Source organism: Acidovorax sp. DMC1 (genome assembly GCF_056314325.1).
Window position 1 is genome coordinate 176479 of sequence record NZ_JBQUYO010000002.1, and the last position, 16249, is coordinate 192727.

General features: G+C 67.5%; 13 protein-coding genes. 8 read left to right on the forward strand and 5 right to left on the reverse strand.

Annotated features, from left to right (window positions below; all coding sequences use genetic code 11):
- The first annotated feature begins 43 nt into the window (after nucleotides 1–43).
- Nucleotides 44–559 carry a hypothetical protein gene (locus ACT531_RS05245; RefSeq protein ID WP_110958627.1) on the forward strand — a complete coding sequence of 172 codons (516 nt, stop codon included), beginning with the start codon at nucleotides 44–46 and terminating at the stop codon, nucleotides 557–559.
- Nucleotides 560–638: 79 nt separating this feature from the next.
- On the opposite strand, the gene ACT531_RS05250 is transcribed toward ACT531_RS05245, so the two are convergent.
- From ACT531_RS05250 to ACT531_RS05260, 3 genes are all read right to left on the reverse strand, one after another.
- A complete protein-coding gene (locus ACT531_RS05250) occupies nucleotides 639–2318 on the reverse strand; it encodes a DUF6351 family protein (protein WP_476016736.1) in 1680 nt (559 codons plus the stop codon).
- A gap of 168 nt (nucleotides 2319–2486) precedes the next feature.
- On the reverse strand, nucleotides 2487–3524 hold the full coding sequence (locus tag ACT531_RS05255; RefSeq protein ID WP_309824266.1) for a Bug family tripartite tricarboxylate transporter substrate binding protein: 1038 nt from the start codon (nucleotides 3522–3524) through the stop codon (nucleotides 2487–2489).
- 70 nt (nucleotides 3525–3594) lie between these two features.
- Nucleotides 3595–4071, reverse strand: a complete 477-nt coding sequence (locus tag ACT531_RS05260; protein WP_476016737.1) for a DUF3237 domain-containing protein — start codon at nucleotides 4069–4071, stop codon at nucleotides 3595–3597.
- Nucleotides 4072–4233: 162 nt separating this feature from the next.
- On the opposite strand from ACT531_RS05260, the gene ACT531_RS05265 reads away from it, so the two are divergent.
- The 5 genes from ACT531_RS05265 to alkB all read left to right on the forward strand — a co-directional run bounded on the left by ACT531_RS05265 (nucleotide 4234) and on the right by alkB (nucleotide 10795).
- A complete protein-coding gene (locus tag ACT531_RS05265; RefSeq protein ID WP_476016738.1) occupies nucleotides 4234–5106 on the forward strand; it encodes a helix-turn-helix transcriptional regulator in 873 nt (290 codons plus the stop codon).
- Between the two features lie 39 nt (nucleotides 5107–5145).
- A complete protein-coding gene (locus ACT531_RS05270) occupies nucleotides 5146–7965 on the forward strand; it encodes a DEAD/DEAH box helicase (RefSeq protein ID WP_476016739.1) in 2820 nt (939 codons plus the stop codon).
- A 226-nt stretch (nucleotides 7966–8191) separates the two neighbouring features.
- Nucleotides 8192–9325 carry a bifunctional DNA-binding transcriptional regulator/O6-methylguanine-DNA methyltransferase Ada gene (gene ada / locus ACT531_RS05275; RefSeq protein ID WP_476016995.1) on the forward strand — a complete coding sequence of 378 codons (1134 nt, stop codon included), beginning with the start codon at nucleotides 8192–8194 and terminating at the stop codon, nucleotides 9323–9325.
- Nucleotides 9322–10077: a 2OG-Fe(II) oxygenase gene (locus ACT531_RS05280; protein ID WP_476016740.1), complete on the forward strand. Its 756-nt coding sequence runs from the start codon at nucleotides 9322–9324 to the stop codon at nucleotides 10075–10077. The genes ada and ACT531_RS05280 overlap by 4 nt, the downstream gene beginning before the upstream one ends.
- 64 nt (nucleotides 10078–10141) lie before the next feature.
- A complete protein-coding gene (alkB, locus tag ACT531_RS05285; protein ID WP_476016741.1) occupies nucleotides 10142–10795 on the forward strand; it encodes a DNA oxidative demethylase AlkB in 654 nt (217 codons plus the stop codon).
- Nucleotides 10796–10820: 25 nt separating this feature from the next.
- Here the strand turns inward: alkB and ACT531_RS05290 are convergent, their stop codons facing one another.
- On the reverse strand, nucleotides 10821–11933 hold the full coding sequence (locus ACT531_RS05290) for a DUF3592 domain-containing protein (RefSeq protein ID WP_476016742.1): 1113 nt from the start codon (nucleotides 11931–11933) through the stop codon (nucleotides 10821–10823).
- A gap of 314 nt (nucleotides 11934–12247) precedes the next feature.
- Here ACT531_RS05290 and ACT531_RS05295 point away from each other — a divergent pair, with 314 nt between their 5' ends.
- The gene (locus ACT531_RS05295; RefSeq protein ID WP_476016743.1) at nucleotides 12248–12763 is read left to right on the forward strand and encodes an EVE domain-containing protein; all 516 of its coding nucleotides are present in this window, start codon (nucleotides 12248–12250) and stop codon (nucleotides 12761–12763) included.
- A gap of 31 nt (nucleotides 12764–12794) precedes the next feature.
- On the opposite strand, the gene ACT531_RS05300 is transcribed toward ACT531_RS05295, so the two are convergent.
- Nucleotides 12795–15599 (reverse strand): PAS domain S-box protein, encoded by a 2805-nt coding sequence (locus tag ACT531_RS05300; protein ID WP_476016744.1) that lies wholly within the window; start codon nucleotides 15597–15599, stop codon nucleotides 12795–12797.
- A gap of 122 nt (nucleotides 15600–15721) precedes the next feature.
- Between ACT531_RS05300 and ACT531_RS05305 the strand changes: the two genes are divergently transcribed.
- Nucleotides 15722–16225 (forward strand): flavodoxin family protein, encoded by a 504-nt coding sequence (locus tag ACT531_RS05305; protein WP_476016745.1) that lies wholly within the window; start codon nucleotides 15722–15724, stop codon nucleotides 16223–16225.
- The last annotated feature ends 24 nt before the right edge of the window (nucleotides 16226–16249 follow it).

Below are 16249 nucleotides of genomic sequence, written 5' to 3' on the forward strand. Positions count from 1 at the left end.
AACACCCACGTTCGTCCACCCACCCTCTTTCAAATTGCCACCCATGCCCACCTCACTGCAAATGGCTGCCGGAGACCCTGAACTGGCTGCGGCCGTGCGCCGCGCTCGCAAGCTGCTGCACCGCCGCGCGGTGGTGGCAGCAGCGGCCAGCGTGGTGCCTGTCCCGGGGCTAGACTGGGCGGTGGATGCCGCCCTGCTCTCCCGCCTGATCCCCCAGATCAACGCTGAGTTCGGCCTCACAGCCGAGCAGATCGACCAGCTGGACCCCAAAAAGCGGGAGCAGGTGCAAAAGGCGGTGGGCTTGGTAGGGTCGGTACTCATCGGCAAGCTGATCACGCGCGAGCTGGTTTTGCGGGCCACACAGACCGTGGGGCTGCGCCTCAGCACCAAGCAGGTCGCCAAATACGTGCCCCTGGCAGGCCAGGCGGTGGCGGCCACCATCGGCTACGCCACCCTGCGCTACCTGGGCGAGCAGCATCTGCGTGACTGCATCCGTGTGGTGCAGCAGGCGCAGCTGCGCTTGCCGCCACCGGCGTCAGCCTCTGCGGTAAAACACTGACTCTCTGAGCCAAATGGCAACAAGAAAAAAGGGCCCGAGGGCCCTTTTTTCGTCGCAGCGACGCCGTACCGGCTGCACGTCAACTGGCCGAGCAGACAAAGCTGCTGGCATCTTCCACACTGCCCGAGCCCTTGTACTTGGCGAATTGCGGGTAGGGGCACAGTGGACGCGTGCGGTTGGGGAAGTCGGTGTTTGTGGGCAGTGCCTTGGCCGCAATGCTTTGCGGGGCAATGCCCTTCTCCACCCAGTCCACCATGGTCTGGATCGAGTCAAAGTTGTCGGTGGCTGGACCGCCCGAGCAGTGGTTCATGCCGGGCACCAGGAAGGTTCGCGCAAAGTTCTGCGTCGCCGCGAGGCCGCCGTTGTTGGCCGCCAGGCGTTCGTAGTAGTCCACGGTGTCAAACGCCGAGAAGATCGGGTCGGACATGCCGTGGATGAACAACAGCTTGCCGCCGCGCTGCTTGTAGGCCGCCAGCTTGTCGTCGGCGTAGGTGTCGTAGATGGCCGAGTACGCTGCCATGCGTGCAGGGTCGGTGTCGAAGTTGAACGCCAGCGGGTTGAACGACAGATCGGGCGGCGTGAAGAACTCGTTGACCAGTGCATCCACCATCAACGTGATGTAGCGCGCATCGGGCGTGGCCGTGGTCGAGTTGCCCAGCGTCCACGACCGCCAGCCCGGTGCCGCCAGCCCGGCGTCCCACGGTTGGCCGGTGTACAGCGCCTTGCTGGCGGAGTTGCGGGGCCCGGCAAACACACTCTTGAGCGCACCCACCTGGGCGGACGACAGGCAGCTGTCGGTCTTGCCGCCTGTGCATTGCAGCACGGCGGGGTCGAACGCCTTGCAGGCATTGACGTTCTGGGCCAAGCCGTCCACCACGCCGTCGGCGGCGTCGCAGGTGGCATTGACCGCGTTGGCCACCAGTTTGAGGTCGCTGTTGCTGAAGGCCTTGGAGAGGATGCGTTTGCCACTGGCATCCTGCGGCGCAATCGCGTTGAACTGGATGGTGTTCCACATCGCGGCCACGGTGGCGCCGCTGGACACGCGCATGGCGGGCGCGCCGGCAGTGATGCCGTCAAAGTAGTCCGGGAACCGCTGCGAGAACATCATGCCCTGGCGCCCGCCGCCGGAGCAGCCCGAGAAGTACGAGTAGTCCGGCTTGCGGCCGTAGCGGGTGCTGATGAGCGACTTGGAGGCCACGACCGTCTTGTCGTAGGAGTTGTAGGCGTGGTCGATGCGCGCTTGCGGGTCGGCGCCAAAGCTGGCGCTGGTGCCGGTGTGGCCCGCATCGGTGGACACCACCGCAAAGCCCTGCCCCAGCGGCGACGGCGTGCCGCCCGAAATGCTGGAGCTGAGCGAGGTGTCGCGCAGGATGCCGTCGTTGCCGCCCCCGCCGATGAACAGAAAGCGCCCGTTCCACCGGTCGGGCAGGCTGAGCTGAAAACCGATCGCATAGTTCTTGCCATCCACACCCACACGCGGGTTGATGGCGCCCGTGACCACGCAGTGCCCGGGCAAAAAGTCGCCCGTCGCAGCGCCACCGGGGCGGCGCGTGCCGGGTGGCACATAGCTGGTGGACAAGTTGGTGTTGCTGAGCTGCGCGTTGGTGCTCAATGCGGCGCAAGCGGCGGCCGGGTTGGCGCTCTCGGTCACCAGCACGGCGTTACCGCCGCCGCAGGCACTGAGCAACAACGGCAGCAGCATGGCGGCGGGCAGCGCAACGCGTTGCGCGATGGGGGTGTCCAATGACAGGGATGGCATGGTGGTCTCCTCGGTGAATCGGTCTTGTGGGGTTGAACCATCGGCGCAGGAATGCCCGGCGACGGCCGTCAGGGCGTCGCAGAAGAAGGTGCGCAGATTTTTTGGAGGGCGAAGGGCCTTGCTGCTATCGCAGGGCTTTGCGCCCTGTGATAACGGGCCCGTACAGACTCAGTCGGCCTTGAAGCCCGTGGCGGCCACGGCCTTGCCCCAGGTCACCGTGTCGGCCGCGATGATGCGGGCGAACTCTTCGCGGTTGGTGCCCGTCACGCGGAAACCGGCCTCTTCCATCTTGGCCTTGCCCTCGGGCGACTGCACGGCCTTGATGATGTCGGCGCTCAGCTTGGCGACGATCTCGGGGGGCGTCTTGGAAGGGGCCACGATGCCAAACCACGAGTTGAACTCTAGGCTGGGGTAGCCCTGCTCCTTGATGGTGGGCACGTCGGGCAGCGCGTTGGACCGGGTACCGCCTGTGGTGCCCAGCGCCACCAGCTTGCCGGCCTTCACGTTGGGCGCGGCCAGGCCCACGCTGGCAAACACGCCCTGCACATCACCGCTGAACAGGCCGCCCAGCGCATCGGTGGTGTTCTTGTAGTGCACGGGTTCGGGCTTGAGCTTGACAGCCTCGCCAAACATGAAGGCGCCGAAGTGACCGGGGGTACCCGCGCCAAAAGTGGCCAGGAACAGGCCCTTTTGCTGCTGGGTCCAGGTCACAAAGTCCTTCACATTGCGCGACGGCACCTTTTGCGGGTTGACCAGCAGCGCGAAGTCGGCGGTGACCACCTGGCTCACAGGCGCAAAGTCCTTTTGCGGGTCATAAGGCAGCTTGTTGTAACTGCTGGGCGCAATGCTGAGCTGGCCGGTTTCGCCCAGCATCAGCGTGTAGCCGTCAGGGGTGGCCCGTGCGGCCTCGGTCGCAGCGATCAGGCCCCCGGCGCCGGGCTTGTTGTCCACGATCACACCCAGGTTGCCCCAGCCTTCCGACAGCTTCTGCGCCAGCAGCCGCGCCACGATGTCCGGCCCCGTGCCCGCCGGAAAGCCCACGATGATGCGCACTGGCTTGTTGGGGTAACTTGCCGTCTGCGCCAGGGCGCCAGTGGCGGGGGCCAGGCCCGCCACCACCGTGGCTGCCAGGCAGACGCTGCGCAGCGCATGGCGGCGGGAGAGTCCACGGGACAGGGTGCGGGTGAGCGTGGAAAAAGAGGTCATGACAAGGTCTCCAGGGTGTTGTTGTGTGCTGTCGGTCATCAAAAAAAGGAATAGCAGGGCTGCGGTGCGGCTACATCAGCTCCCAGAACCGCATGGCCACGGCGTCCGGGAACCGCGCCCCGGTGCCGGTGAACATGCGCTCGCCAATCCATCGCAACGCGGGAGACGCTGTCTCGAACTGGGGGCTGCAGCGAAAGTAGATCTGCGCCGGGTCCACCACCTCGCCACGCACCAAGCGGGCCATCAGCTCGGGCGGGCCGGAGCGCACTGCACGGTTTTGCACATAGATCAGGTCGCCGCCGTCCGCCTCCAGCGTGTAGCGCGCGTCCAGCTCGGCCAGGGTGTCGCTCACGATGAGCTGAAAATCCGCCCCGCCAGGCATCACCCGGGCCTGCCAGCCATCGCCCAGGGCTTTCCCGCCCAGGATGGGGATGAGCCGGCGCAGGCCGTGCACGGTGCGGCCTACCTCCTGGGGCGCGCCCACCTCCACACGCAGGTCGGCAAAAAATCGCAAGCTAGGTTCCACAAAGGGCACGGGTTCGGTCATGGGCTCCATCTTTCGGGTGTCTGGCAGGCAAGGGGCTAGGGGCGGCGTGCACCCAACCTGCTTGCGGGGTTGTACCTAGCGTAAATCCCGTGGTGCTTGACCCCTGTCATCCCTGAAGATGACAGCCATGACAACGCCCACCCGGCACACCCCGCGCAACCCATGAGGCACTGGCTCCCTGCAAGCACCTCGGGCAGCGGCATGGTGCCCCCGCCCAACCTCACGGGCTCGGCCCTGGGCGCCATGGTTCACCAGCTGGGCGACGACGGGTTTGCCTGCGGCATGCTGCAAGAGCTGGCCCCCGTGCTGCCCGCAGCGTCGTGGTCGGTGTACCGCACCGGGCGCCATTGCAAACCCACGTTGTTCATGTCGGCCAGTTACGGCATTCCCGACACCACGCAGGACTGCTGGTGGGCGTACCTCTCGGGCCCCTACCGCACCGACCGCACCTGGGGCCGCTCGCTGGACGAAGCCGCCCCCGCCGAAGCACCCACCCAGCTGTGCCACCTGACCGCGCCCGAGGTGGACGCAGAACACCGCGCCCGCGTGTACGAAGCCCATGGAGTGGCCGAGCGGGTGTCGGTGGTGGAACACGAGAGCGATGGCTCGGTCTTTGCCGTCAACTTCTACCGCCACCAGCACCAAAAGCCGTTTCAGGACCGACAGATCAGCGACTTTGAGGGCATGGCCCCGGTGCTGCTGGCGCTGACCCGCAAGCACATCGCCCTGGCCCAGCGCCCCGGCGTGCTGCAACCCGCACTGCAGCCCCCGGCGCAGGCCACGGTGCCCCCGCTGTCCCACAGCCTGCCTGCGCTGCGCGAACGCCTGCTGCGTGCCCACGCAGGGCTGACCGAGCGCGAGCTGGACGTGTGCGCCCGCCTGCTCCAAGGCATGACGCAAGAGGGCATTGCCTGCGACCTGGGCCTGAGCCTGCCCACCGTCAAAACCTACCGCAACCGCGCATTCAGCCGCCTGGGCATCCACTTTCGCAACGAGCTGTTTGCGCTGGCGCTGGGCACCCAACGCAGCGCTTAGCGTTCAACCCCGCTCAAGGCATGGGCACAATGCCAGCCCATGCCCAGCCTGCCGCCGTCACCCGTTCCACCAATGCCCCCCGCAGGCCGGGCCCATGTGGTCGCGCAATGGGCCCAGGCACTGCGCAACCGGGCTGACAGTGCCGCCCTGCAGCAGCTGCCCCCACTGACCGATGCCGAGGCCGCGCAGGTCATGGCCCAGCTGCGGGGCGATGGCGGGCACCGGCCGGACCACAGCGCGGCACCCGCCACGCCCGACACACCCGATGGCGTCGTCCCCGGCCACTTTCGCCCGCGCATCACCCTCATGACCCTGGGCCGAGGCGACGGCCTGTTGGGCATGGCGCCGCAGGGCAAGCTGGGACCGCGCGGTGACAGCGTGACGCTGGTGCAGATCGACTGGACCTACCGCACCGACAGCGGCGCCACCTGGCAGACGCCGGCCCCCACCTCCATCCTCAACGCCCGCCCGGCCCCGGTGCAAGACCTGTTCGACACCGGTGGCCCGGTGGTGCGCATGCAGCGCAACCTGGCCGCCGAGGCCGATGCCATGGACCGCGTATGGGACTTGGGACTGACCCCCGTGGACGCCAAAAACCTGCAGTGGCGCCACCGCGCAGCCGCTGCCACCCTGGGCCCCGGGTGGACCCTGGCGCAAGAGGCGCACTTTGGCGACTTCTGGGCCGACGTGGTGCCCCAGTTGCGCACCGAAGGCTGGAGCGTGGTGGTGCACCCCGGCTTTGCGCACGAAAGCGTGCCCGTGTCGCGCTGGAAGCTGCTGATCGCCCCCGACACCGGCGAGCTGCTGGGCAAGGAAGTGGACGGCCCGCTGGCCCCGCGCGAGCGCCCGGTGCAAAAGCTCATGCTGCCCGAGCGCGAGGGCGCCTGGCTGCTGAGCCTGGGCATCGAGATCGACGGTGAAACGCTGGATCTGGCCCCCATGCTGGCCGACCTGCTGCGCCGCGACGCCCGCTGGCTCAACGCCCGGCAGATGGCCGCCATCGATGACATCGCCATCATTTCGCTGCGTGCGCCCGGCGGCAAGCACATCGAGGCGCCCGCCGGGCCGCTCAAGGCCATCGTGGGCGCCATGGTGGACCTGCTGACCGACCCCACCCGAAAGCAACTCAAGGATGGCGACCCGCTGCGCCTGGGTGCCTGGGAGGCCCGCCGCATTGAGGCCCTGCGCGCCGGGCTGGTGCAGGCGCACCGCGTGGGCACGGCGAACGGCTGGAACAACGACTGGCAGCTGCAGGGCGACGTGGGCCTGGCGCAGCTCGCCAAGCGCTTGCGCTCTATCGGCGCGCCCCAGCCGGTGGCCGCACCGCAGGGCCTGCAGGTGGAGCTGCGCCCCTACCAGCTTGAAGGCCTGGCCTGGCTGCAGTACCTGCGCGCCCAAGGCCTGGGCGGCATCTTGGCCGACGACATGGGCCTGGGCAAGACCGCACAGGCGCTGGCCCACGTGCTGACCGAAAAGGAGGCCGGGCGGCTGAAGCGCCCGGCGCTGGTGGTGCTACCCACCTCGCTGCTCTTCAACTGGCAGGCCGAGGCCGCGCGCATGGCGCCCAGCCTGCGCGTGCTGGCCCTGCATGGCGCGGACCGCGGCAAACGGTACCTGCACATCGCAGACCATGACTTGGTGCTGACCACCTACCCGCTGCTCTGGCGTGATGTGGAGGCACTGGCCGCGCAGCCCTTTCACCTGCTGATCTTGGACGAAGCCCAGATGGTGAAAACCGCCGGCAGCCGCAGCGCCCGCGCCCTGCGCAAACTGCAGGCGCCACACCTGCTGTGCCTGACGGGCACGCCGCTGGAGAACCACCTGGGCGAGCTGTGGGCGCAGTTTGACTTTTTGATGCCCGGCTTTCTGGGCGATGTGCGCAGCTTCAACGCCCGCTGGCGCAAGCCCATCGAGGAAAACGGCGAAACCTTGCGCGCCCAGCTGCTGTCGCAGCGCGTGCGCCCTTTCATCCTGCGCCGCAGCAAGCAGGACGTGGCCACCGAACTGCCGCCGCGTACCGAAACCACCTTGCGCGTGCAGCTGCAAGGCAAGCAGCGTGAGCTGTACGAGGCCGTGCGCACCACGGCCGACAAACAGGTGCGCCGCGCCCTGGAACGGCAGGGCTTTGAGGGTTCACAAATCGCCATCCTCGATGCCCTGCTGAAACTGCGCCAAGTCTGCTGCGATCCACGCCTCGTCAAAGGCACCACGAAAACATCGCACTCGATGGAGCGCGCCAAGCTCGAACTGCTGGCCGACCTGCTGCCCGCCCTGGTCGATGAAGGCCGCCGCGTGCTGGTGTTCTCGCAGTTCACCGAAATGCTGGCGCTGGCGGGCGAGCTGCTCGACACCCTGGCCCTGCCCTACCTCACCCTCACAGGCCAGACGCCGCCCCGCCAGCGCGGCGCGGTGGTGCGGCAGTTCCAGGCACAGGGCGACGCAAGCGCCGCCATCCTGCTGGTGAGCCTCAAGGCCGGCGGCCTGGGCCTGAACCTCACCGCCGCCGACACCGTGATCCACCTGGACCCGTGGTGGAACCCCGCCGTCGAAGAACAGGCCACCGCCCGCGCCCACCGCATCGGGCAGGACCAGCCGGTGTTCGTCTACAAGCTGGTGGTGGAAGGCAGCATTGAGGAGCGCATGCTCGAGCTGCAGGCCCGCAAGGCCGCGCTGGCCCAGGGCGTGCTGGGGCACGATGCCGAGGGCGCGGTCAAGTTCAGCGAGGCCGATCTGCATGCGCTGCTGGCGCCCCTGACCGAACCGGCCAACAACCCGCTGGGCATCCCCGGCGAAGACGCGCTGCGCTGGGGCGGTACAGGCAAACGGCGACCCCGGCCGCTGCAGCCACCTGAAACCTGATTTTTGGGCGTTTTGCCTTGTAGCGCTAGTAAATCATGCGCTGGCAGCTATCAATAAATGAGCGGACTCATACACTCAAGGAACCTTGCGCAAAAGCGCAGAATTCAAAAGCAAGCTTCGGAGTGCGCCCCACGGCCTCCGTCCCTAGAGTGCATGGCATTGCAACCCATCTAGGGAGCCGTGCACCATGATGAACGTGTCCACCCTTCTGCCCCACAGCGCCCCGATGCCCACCCGCCACCGCCCCAACACCAAAGCCGCGCAGGCCGCCGCCACCCAGGCCGACCCGCGCTGGGCGGCGGTGTTGGCGCGCAGCACTGGGGCCGATGGAACGTTCTGGTACTCGGTGCAGACCACGGGCGTGTACTGCCGCCCCAGCTGCGCGTCGCGCACACCCCGGCCGGAGAACGTGCTGTTCCATGCCAGTTGCGATGAAGCAGAGCGCGCCGGGTTCCGCCCCTGCCAGCGCTGCAAGCCGCGCCAGGCCACTGCGCTGTCACACCACGCGGCTCTTGTGACGGAGGCCTGCCGCATCATCGAAAGCGCCGCACCCGGAGACGCCCCCACGCTCGATGCACTGGCAGAGCGCGTGGGCCTGAGCGCCTCGCACCTGCACCGCATCTTCAAGCAGGCCACAGGCCTCACCCCCAAGGCCTATGCGGTGGCCCAGCGTGCGCAGCGGCTGCGCAGCGCGCTGGACAGCCCAACCACGGACTCGGTGACGGACGCCATCTATGGCGCGGGCTATCAGTCCAGCAGCCGGTTTTACGAACAGTCGGCCCAGGTGCTGGGCATGCGGCCCAGCCAGTACCGTGCGCGGGGCGCGTCGCAAGACATCCGCTTTGCCATCGGCCAATGCTCGCTGGGCGCCATTTTGGTAGCGCAGAGCGACCGGGGCATCTGCGCGATCTTGCTCGGCGACGACCCCGATGCGCTGCTGCGCGAGCTGCAAGACCGGTTTGCGCAGGCCCGCCTGATCGGCAGCGACGCCGCATTTGAAACCCTGGTGGCGCAGGTGGTGGCGTTTGTCGAGGCGCCCGGCCTGGGGCTGAACCTGCCGCTGGATGTGCGCGGCACCGCGTTCCAGCAGCGGGTGTGGCGGGTGCTGCAGGCCATCCCGGCCGGACAAACGGCCAGCTACGCCGAGGTGGCGCAGCGCATCGGCAGCCCCAAGGCTGTGCGGGCCGTGGCCCAGGCCTGCGCGGCCAATGGGCTGGCGGTGGCCATCCCGTGCCACCGGGTGGTGAAGAGCGATGGCGCGCTGTCGGGCTACCGCTGGGGCGTGGAGCGCAAACGCGCTCTGCTGGCGCGCGAATCCGATGCAGAAGCGACCCCACTGCCGGCGGAGAAGGTGGCATGAGCTTGGCGGCTCCTTCAGCACCCGGCACGCCAGCGGACGACGCGTGGCACCAACGCGCGGCCGCCATCGACTGGCAGGCCGCCACCGAGGCCCTGCACCAGCAGGGCAACGCCGTGCTGCCACAACTGCTGGACGCCACCGAATGCGCAGCGCTGGCCCGGCTGTACGGGCACGCGCCGGAGGGCACGTTTCGCAGCCGCGTGGTTATGCAACGCCACGGCTTTGGGCAGGGTGAATACCGGTACTTCAGCTACCCGCTGCCTGACCGGGTGGCGGGTCTGCGCGAGGCGCTGTACCCGCATCTGGCCCCCATCGCCAACCAATGGAACGCCGCGATGGGCATCGACGTGCGCTACCCCGCGCAGCATGCCGACTTCATCGGCCGTTGCCACGCGGCAGGCCAAGTGCGCCCCACCCCGCTGCTGCTGCAGTACGCTGCGGGCGACTACAACTGCCTGCACCAGGATCTGTATGGCGCGCATGTGTTTCCGCTGCAGGTGGCCATCCTGCTGTCGGAGCCGGGGCGCGACTTCTCCGGCGGCGAGTTCGTGCTGACCGAACAGCGCCCGCGTATGCAGTCGCGGGCCGAGGTGGTGCCGCTATCGCGCGGCGACGCCGTGGTGTTTGCCGTGCACCACCGCCCCGTGCAGTGCACGCGCGGGCCGTACCGCGTGCAGATGCGCCATGGCGTGAGCCGCCTGCGCAGCGGGCAGCGGCACACGCTGGGCATCATCTTTCATGATGCTGAGTGACGCTGCGCCCACAGTGCCCGCAGTGCCCTTGCAGGCAGCACACTCGCCCACAATGACCGATGCCATGACCTCCAGCCTGTTCGACGACCCACCCCAGCCCGCCGGGCCACCCGAGGTGCTGGAGCCCGGCGCCGTGGTGCTGCGCGGCTTTGCACGGGCGCAGGCGGCGGAGTTGCTGGCTGCCGTGCAGCAGATCACCGCCCAGGCACCCTTCAGGCACCTGGTGACCCCTGGCGGCCTGACCATGTCGGTAGCCATGACCAACTGCGGCGCGCTGGGCTGGGTGAGTGACCGCAGCGGCTACCGGTATGACCCCATCGACCCGCAGACCGGCCAGGCATGGCCCGCCATGCCGCTGCTGTTTCGCCAACTTGCACGCGAAGCCGCTGACACAGCTGGCTTCGCCGGTTTTGCGCCCGACGCTTGCCTCATCAACCGCTATGCCCCCGGCGCGCGCCTGTCACTGCACCAGGACCGCGAAGAAGGCAACTACGCCCATCCCATCGTGTCCGTGTCGCTGGGCGTTCCGGCGATGTTTCTGTGGGGCGGCGCGCAGCGGGCGGACAAGACCCGCCGCATCGCGCTGCTGCACGGCGATGTGGTGGTGTGGGGTGGACCGGCGCGCTTGCGCTTTCATGGAGTGCTGCCCTTGCCCGAGGCGCACCACCCGTTGACGGGTACGCACCGCATCAACCTCACATTCAGAAAGGCCGGTTGAAGTCGTCGCAGCGAGCCCGCAGCACTCAGCGCGTGGCGTAGCCGGTCCAGCCGCCAATCGATGCCAAGAGTTTGTCGGCCTGGGCGCGCCCTTTCAGGTCCTGGGCGATGGTGAGCTGCCGCCCGCCCCGCAGCTCGGCTGTGATGCGGTAGTAAACGTCGCGTTTGCTGTTGCTCTCCACCGTGTAGCTCTCCACCACCCACAGTCGGGCAATGTCGTGCGGGGGCACCTGGTGCCAGCGCAGCATCAGGCCCAGCAGACGCCGCTCGGTGCGCAGGCCGTTGTGGTCCAGCTGCACACGCAGGCTGTTGGCCAGGGCGTAGAAGCTGCCCAGCAACACCAAACCGCCCACACCGCCAAACAGCAGGCGAAACAGCCACGGTCCGACCTCGCCGGAGGACTCCTGCTCCCAGGGCACCAGCGCCCCGACGGTCAGAAACACGGTCCCCATCACTGCCAGTGCCAACTTGAGTCCCCACCACCGGCCCGCCGGAAAGTACATGGTCACCCCGCCGGGTATGCGCTCCACCCGCCCGGGCATGCCCGCCGTCAGGGGCTGGCTGCTGCTGCCCGCACTGCCCTGCGGGGCGCGGGTGGGGCGCAGCACATGCACCAGCAGACCGACGCCCACGCCGCCAAACACCACCACAAACACCATCTTCAGGGCCAGCAGGCCGGGCCGCAGGCTGCGGTCAATGACGGACTCCGACGGGTCGGACGGATGGACCCACACCTGGACCTGCGCGCCATCGCGCAACGCCTGTTCCAGCCGCGCACCCAGCGCTTCCTGAAAATCGCCCACGTTGTCGCCCCCGCCACTGATCGCGACGCGGTCCCCCTGGTATTCGCGCCCCGCCACCTGGTAGCGGTAGCTGGCCTTGACGGTGTAGGAGCTGGATTTGCTGCTGCGGCTGGTCTCCAGGCGTGCCGCCACCAGCGTGGCGGGCACGGGCTGCCACCACTGCATGCGTGCCCAGTCGTACAGCGTGGGCAGCACGCTGAGCAGCAGCATGCCCACGCCCACAGCCGCAAATGGCAGGGCAAACAGGCCCAGCAGCCAGCCGCCGGCGCGCTGGGTCTTGCCTTCAACCGAGCTGGGCGTGCGTTGCGCGGCGGGTGTGGATGAGTGTCTGGCCATGAATGAACGGGGAAAAAGACGCTGCCCACTGGCGGGCTGAGAATGCCGGGGGATTGGCTGCCTGCCGGCCGATGGAGGCCACGAACCTTGCCATGCCAGATTCTGCGGCGCGCTCCAGCACTGCGCAATCTGCCTGTGCGGGTGGCGGGCCCCACACGATGGGCTTACGGGTCTTTTGTGGTGTTTTGGGCCACAAGCGCTAGTCGAACATACCCAAATAGCTATCACTTGTATAGCAAACACCATACGTCAGCAGCACCTCCAGACCCGCCGGCACCTGCCATAACCCGCTCCATCTTTGACAGAATGCGTGCATGGTCACTGCCCCTTCCTCCTCCAGCATCGCCCCCGGCGCTCGGCCCGCCCAGTTCTGGCTCATGAAGTCCGAGCCGGACGAGTGCTCCATCGACGACGCTCTGGCCGCGCCCGATGCCACCGTACCGTGGACCGGCGTGCGCAACTACCAGGCCCGCAACTTCATGCGCGATGCGATGCAGGTGGGTGACGGCGTGCTGTTCTATCACTCCAGCTGCCCCGAGCCCGGCATTGCCGGTCTGGCCCGCGTGGTCAGCGGCACCCGCGCCGACCCCACCCAGTTCGACCCTACATCGCCTTACCACGACCCCAAGTCCCCGGCAGACAACCCTCGCTGGCTGTTGCTGGACGTGCAGGCCATTCGCAAGACGCGGCTGATCAGTCTGGCCGAGCTACGCGCCCACCCGGCACTGGCGGACATGCGGGTGCTGCAAAAAGGCAGCCGCCTTTCGATCACGCCGGTGGAGGCGTCTGAGTGGGACTACATCACTGGGGTGCTGATGCAGGGCGACTGATAGGTATTGGTGCAGTGGGGCCCAGGAAGGGTCACAAGCTGCGCTCGGCCGACACATGCCCCTTGTCGGCGTACATGGCCTGGTCCGCCGCACGCAGCAGCTCGAAGCTCGTGGTGCCGTCGCGGGGGTAAAGCGCCGTGCCCACTGCTGCTGACACACGGACCACGCGCCCCCCACCCAGGTCAATGGGCTGTTCAATGGCCGCCATCACCCGTCGCAGCGCCTGGTCCACCTCGGACGGGTCCTTCACGGCGGTGAGCACCAGCACAAACTCATCCCCCCCGATGCGGGCCGCCGTGTCGTTGCCCCGCACCTGCTCCAGCAGGCGGCGGCCGGTGATCTTGAGGACCTCGTCGCCCATGTCGTGCCCGTAACGGTCGTTGATGGGCTTGAAACCGTTGAGGTCGAAATAACACACCGCCACCTGGGTCTGGGTGCGGTCGCTCAGCGCGAAGGCCTGGGTCATGCGGTCGGCCAGCAGCAGCCGGTTAGGCAGGTGGGTGAGCGCATCATGGAACGCGATGTGCTCCACCTGCTCTTGGTACTGTCTCATCTCCGTGATGTCCTGCATGAGCCACAGCGACTCGCCCTGCCCCTCCAGCAACACCCCGTTGACGTCGATCCACACGATCTCGCCCGTCACCTTGCGCATGCGGCGCTGCTGCCGATAGTGCTGGCCGGAGGCCAGCACCGCATAAGCGTCGCGGCCAAAGGCCAGAAAGTCCTCCTGGTCCACGTACATCTCTTCGGTTGTGCGCCCCTGCAGCGTGCCAGGCGCATAGCCAAAGATGCGCTCCAGCGCCGGGTTGCGCCAGACGATGACGCGGTCCTTGACCTTGGCAATGCCGATCAGGTCGTTATCCAGCATTGCCTGCTGCTCCAGGTTCAGCGTGTGCAATTGCTGGCGCGCGGCGTGCAGCTCGCTCACGTCGTACATGATGGAGCGGCTCATCACGTAGTCGCCCTGCGCATTGAGGATGGCGGTGGACGACACGCTCACCCGGCGCTGCTCACCGCCCCGGCCGCACAGGTTGAACTCCAGCGGCCCGATCTTGCCGTTCTGCAAGAACACCGGGAAACACGCGTTGAACAGTGCCTTGCCTTCGTCGTCAAAAAAGTCGGCCGGCCCCAGCTTGCCAATCACCTCCTCGCGCGGCAGGCCCAGCCATTGCAGGGTCAGCAGGTTCAGGTGCACGTACTTGCCTTGGCGGTCGAGCGCGTAGTACCCGCAGGGGGCGTGGTCATACAGGTCCTGGAACCGCTCGGAGGCCTGTGCCAGCTCGGCTTCGAGCTGTCGGCGCTCGGTCACGTCACGCCCTACCGACTGCCACTCCACCAACTGGCCGTCGTCGTCATAGAGCGCGCGGTTGCTGAATTGGCACCAGCGGATAGCGCCATCGCCCGCCACCACGCGGTTTTCCACCACCACCACAGGCTGTGCGGGGCTGACACCCTGCAGCGCCCGCGTGACCATGGGCAGGTCGTCCGGGTGCACGATGGGCGCCCACACCTGGCCCACGACCTCATCGCGGCGCAGGTGGAACAGACGGCAGAACGCCTCGTTCACAAAGGTCATGCGGTTGCCGGCATCAAACCGGCAAATCATCTCGGTCTGGTCCTCCAGGATGGAGAGATACCGCTGCTCGCTCTGGTGCAGGGCCTGCGTGCGCTCGGCCACGCGCTGCTCCAGCTCGGCATTGGCGCTTTGCAGCGCGGCCCGCCCCTCCAGCAGGCCTTGCGCCATATTCTCCAGGGCCGAGCGCAGGTACTGAAACTCCAGCGTCTTCACATCGACGTGGAGCGCGGCCACCTGCCCGGTGGCTTGCACCTCTTGCGCGGCATGGGCCAGGCGCTCCAGCGGCTGGCTGAATCGCCGTGCCACCCAGTACGCCAGCCCGGCAAGCAAGGCCGCCATCAGCCCCAGCAACAGCGCCAGCAGGGTGTGCAGACGGCTGATGGGCTGCAGGGCCATCTCCAGCGGCTGCCGCGTGACCAGCAGCCAGCCCAGGTCGGTGGCGGTCTGCGCGCGCACAGACACGACCGCCGTCAGGTACGGCTGCGGGGACGCACCGCCCCACGACATCACGCGGAAAGCGCCAGGCTCTGGCAGGATGGGCAAGGACGCACGGGGCTGATCCACCGCACCTTCGGTGTTGATCACGCCATCCTTGTTGACCAGCATCACCTCCAGCCCACTCGCCAAGGGCGAGGACGGGCTGGCGCGCTGGATGATGTCCTGCACCCAGGCCCAATTCACATGGGCGGCGACCACGCCTTTGAAGGCCGAGTCCTGACCACGCACCGGCGAGGCATAGTCCATGAAGCGCAGCGGCACCTGGCTGCCCGGCGCGCGCAGCACCTTATCCAGCAGCACCGCGTCGTGCGCATCGCCCACATAAGGGCCCTGGCGGCCTGCGTCAAACCAAGGCCGCTGAGAAACATCCTGACCCAGCAGCAAGTTGCCGGTAGCTACCTGCACCATGCCCTGGGTGTCGGTCACGCCAATCCATGAATAGAACGGATAAGACTGCCGGAGCTGTTCCAAGTGAGCCTGCAGTTGCGGATCGTAGCTCGAGCCCTGGGTCAGCATCGGCAAGTGGCTCAGCAGCGAAATCTCGCGCTCGCGCTCTTGCATGCCCTGGGCCAGTGCCAGCGCAATCGGCTGGCTGGAGTTCATGAGCGACTGCCCGCTCAGGTCCGTGAGCTGGCGCGTCAACAACTCGTCGGCCAGCAAGCCCACCGCCAGGCCGGTGGCCACAGCAGTACCGCCAAACAGCAGGGTCAGGCGCGCTCGCGTGGTGTGCAGCCAGCGGGACACGGAGGAAGTCAGATGCATGAAATCGGGAAGTGCAGGATGCAGAACGCCTCCATTCTGTCAGCGAACCCTGCGCCCCATACGCTGTGTGGCGCAAAGCAGCGCGGGGAGAAACCCGCATGCATGTCCTCTATGCTGGCGCCATGCACGCCACCAAAACCCTGCTTGTCGTCTACCACTCCCACACCGGCGGCACCCGCCAGATGGTGGAGGCCGCCGTTGCTGGCGCCCAGGCGGCTGACAGCGGGGTGGCAGTACGGCTCTTGCGTGCACCCGAGGCCCAGGTAGCCGATGTGCTGGCGGCCGATGGCTACCTGTTTGCCACGCCTGAAAACCTGGCGGCGTTGAGCGGTCTGCTCAAGGACTTTTTTGACCGCACGTACTACGGCGCACTCGACCAGATCAATGGCCGCCCCTATGCCAGCCTGGTCTGCGCTGGCAGCGACGGCACCAACGCAGCCCGCCAGATCGCACGCATCGCCACCGGCTGGCGCCTGCGGCCGGTGGCAGACCCGCTGATCGTCTGCACCCACGCGCAAACGCCCGAGGCCATCCTGGCCCCCAAGCAGATTGGCCCGGCCGACCTGGAGCGCTGCCGCGCGCTGGGAGAGGCCATGGCGGCGGGGCTGGGGATGGGGGTGTTTTAGAGCGGCTAACAAGACTCTTCTGGC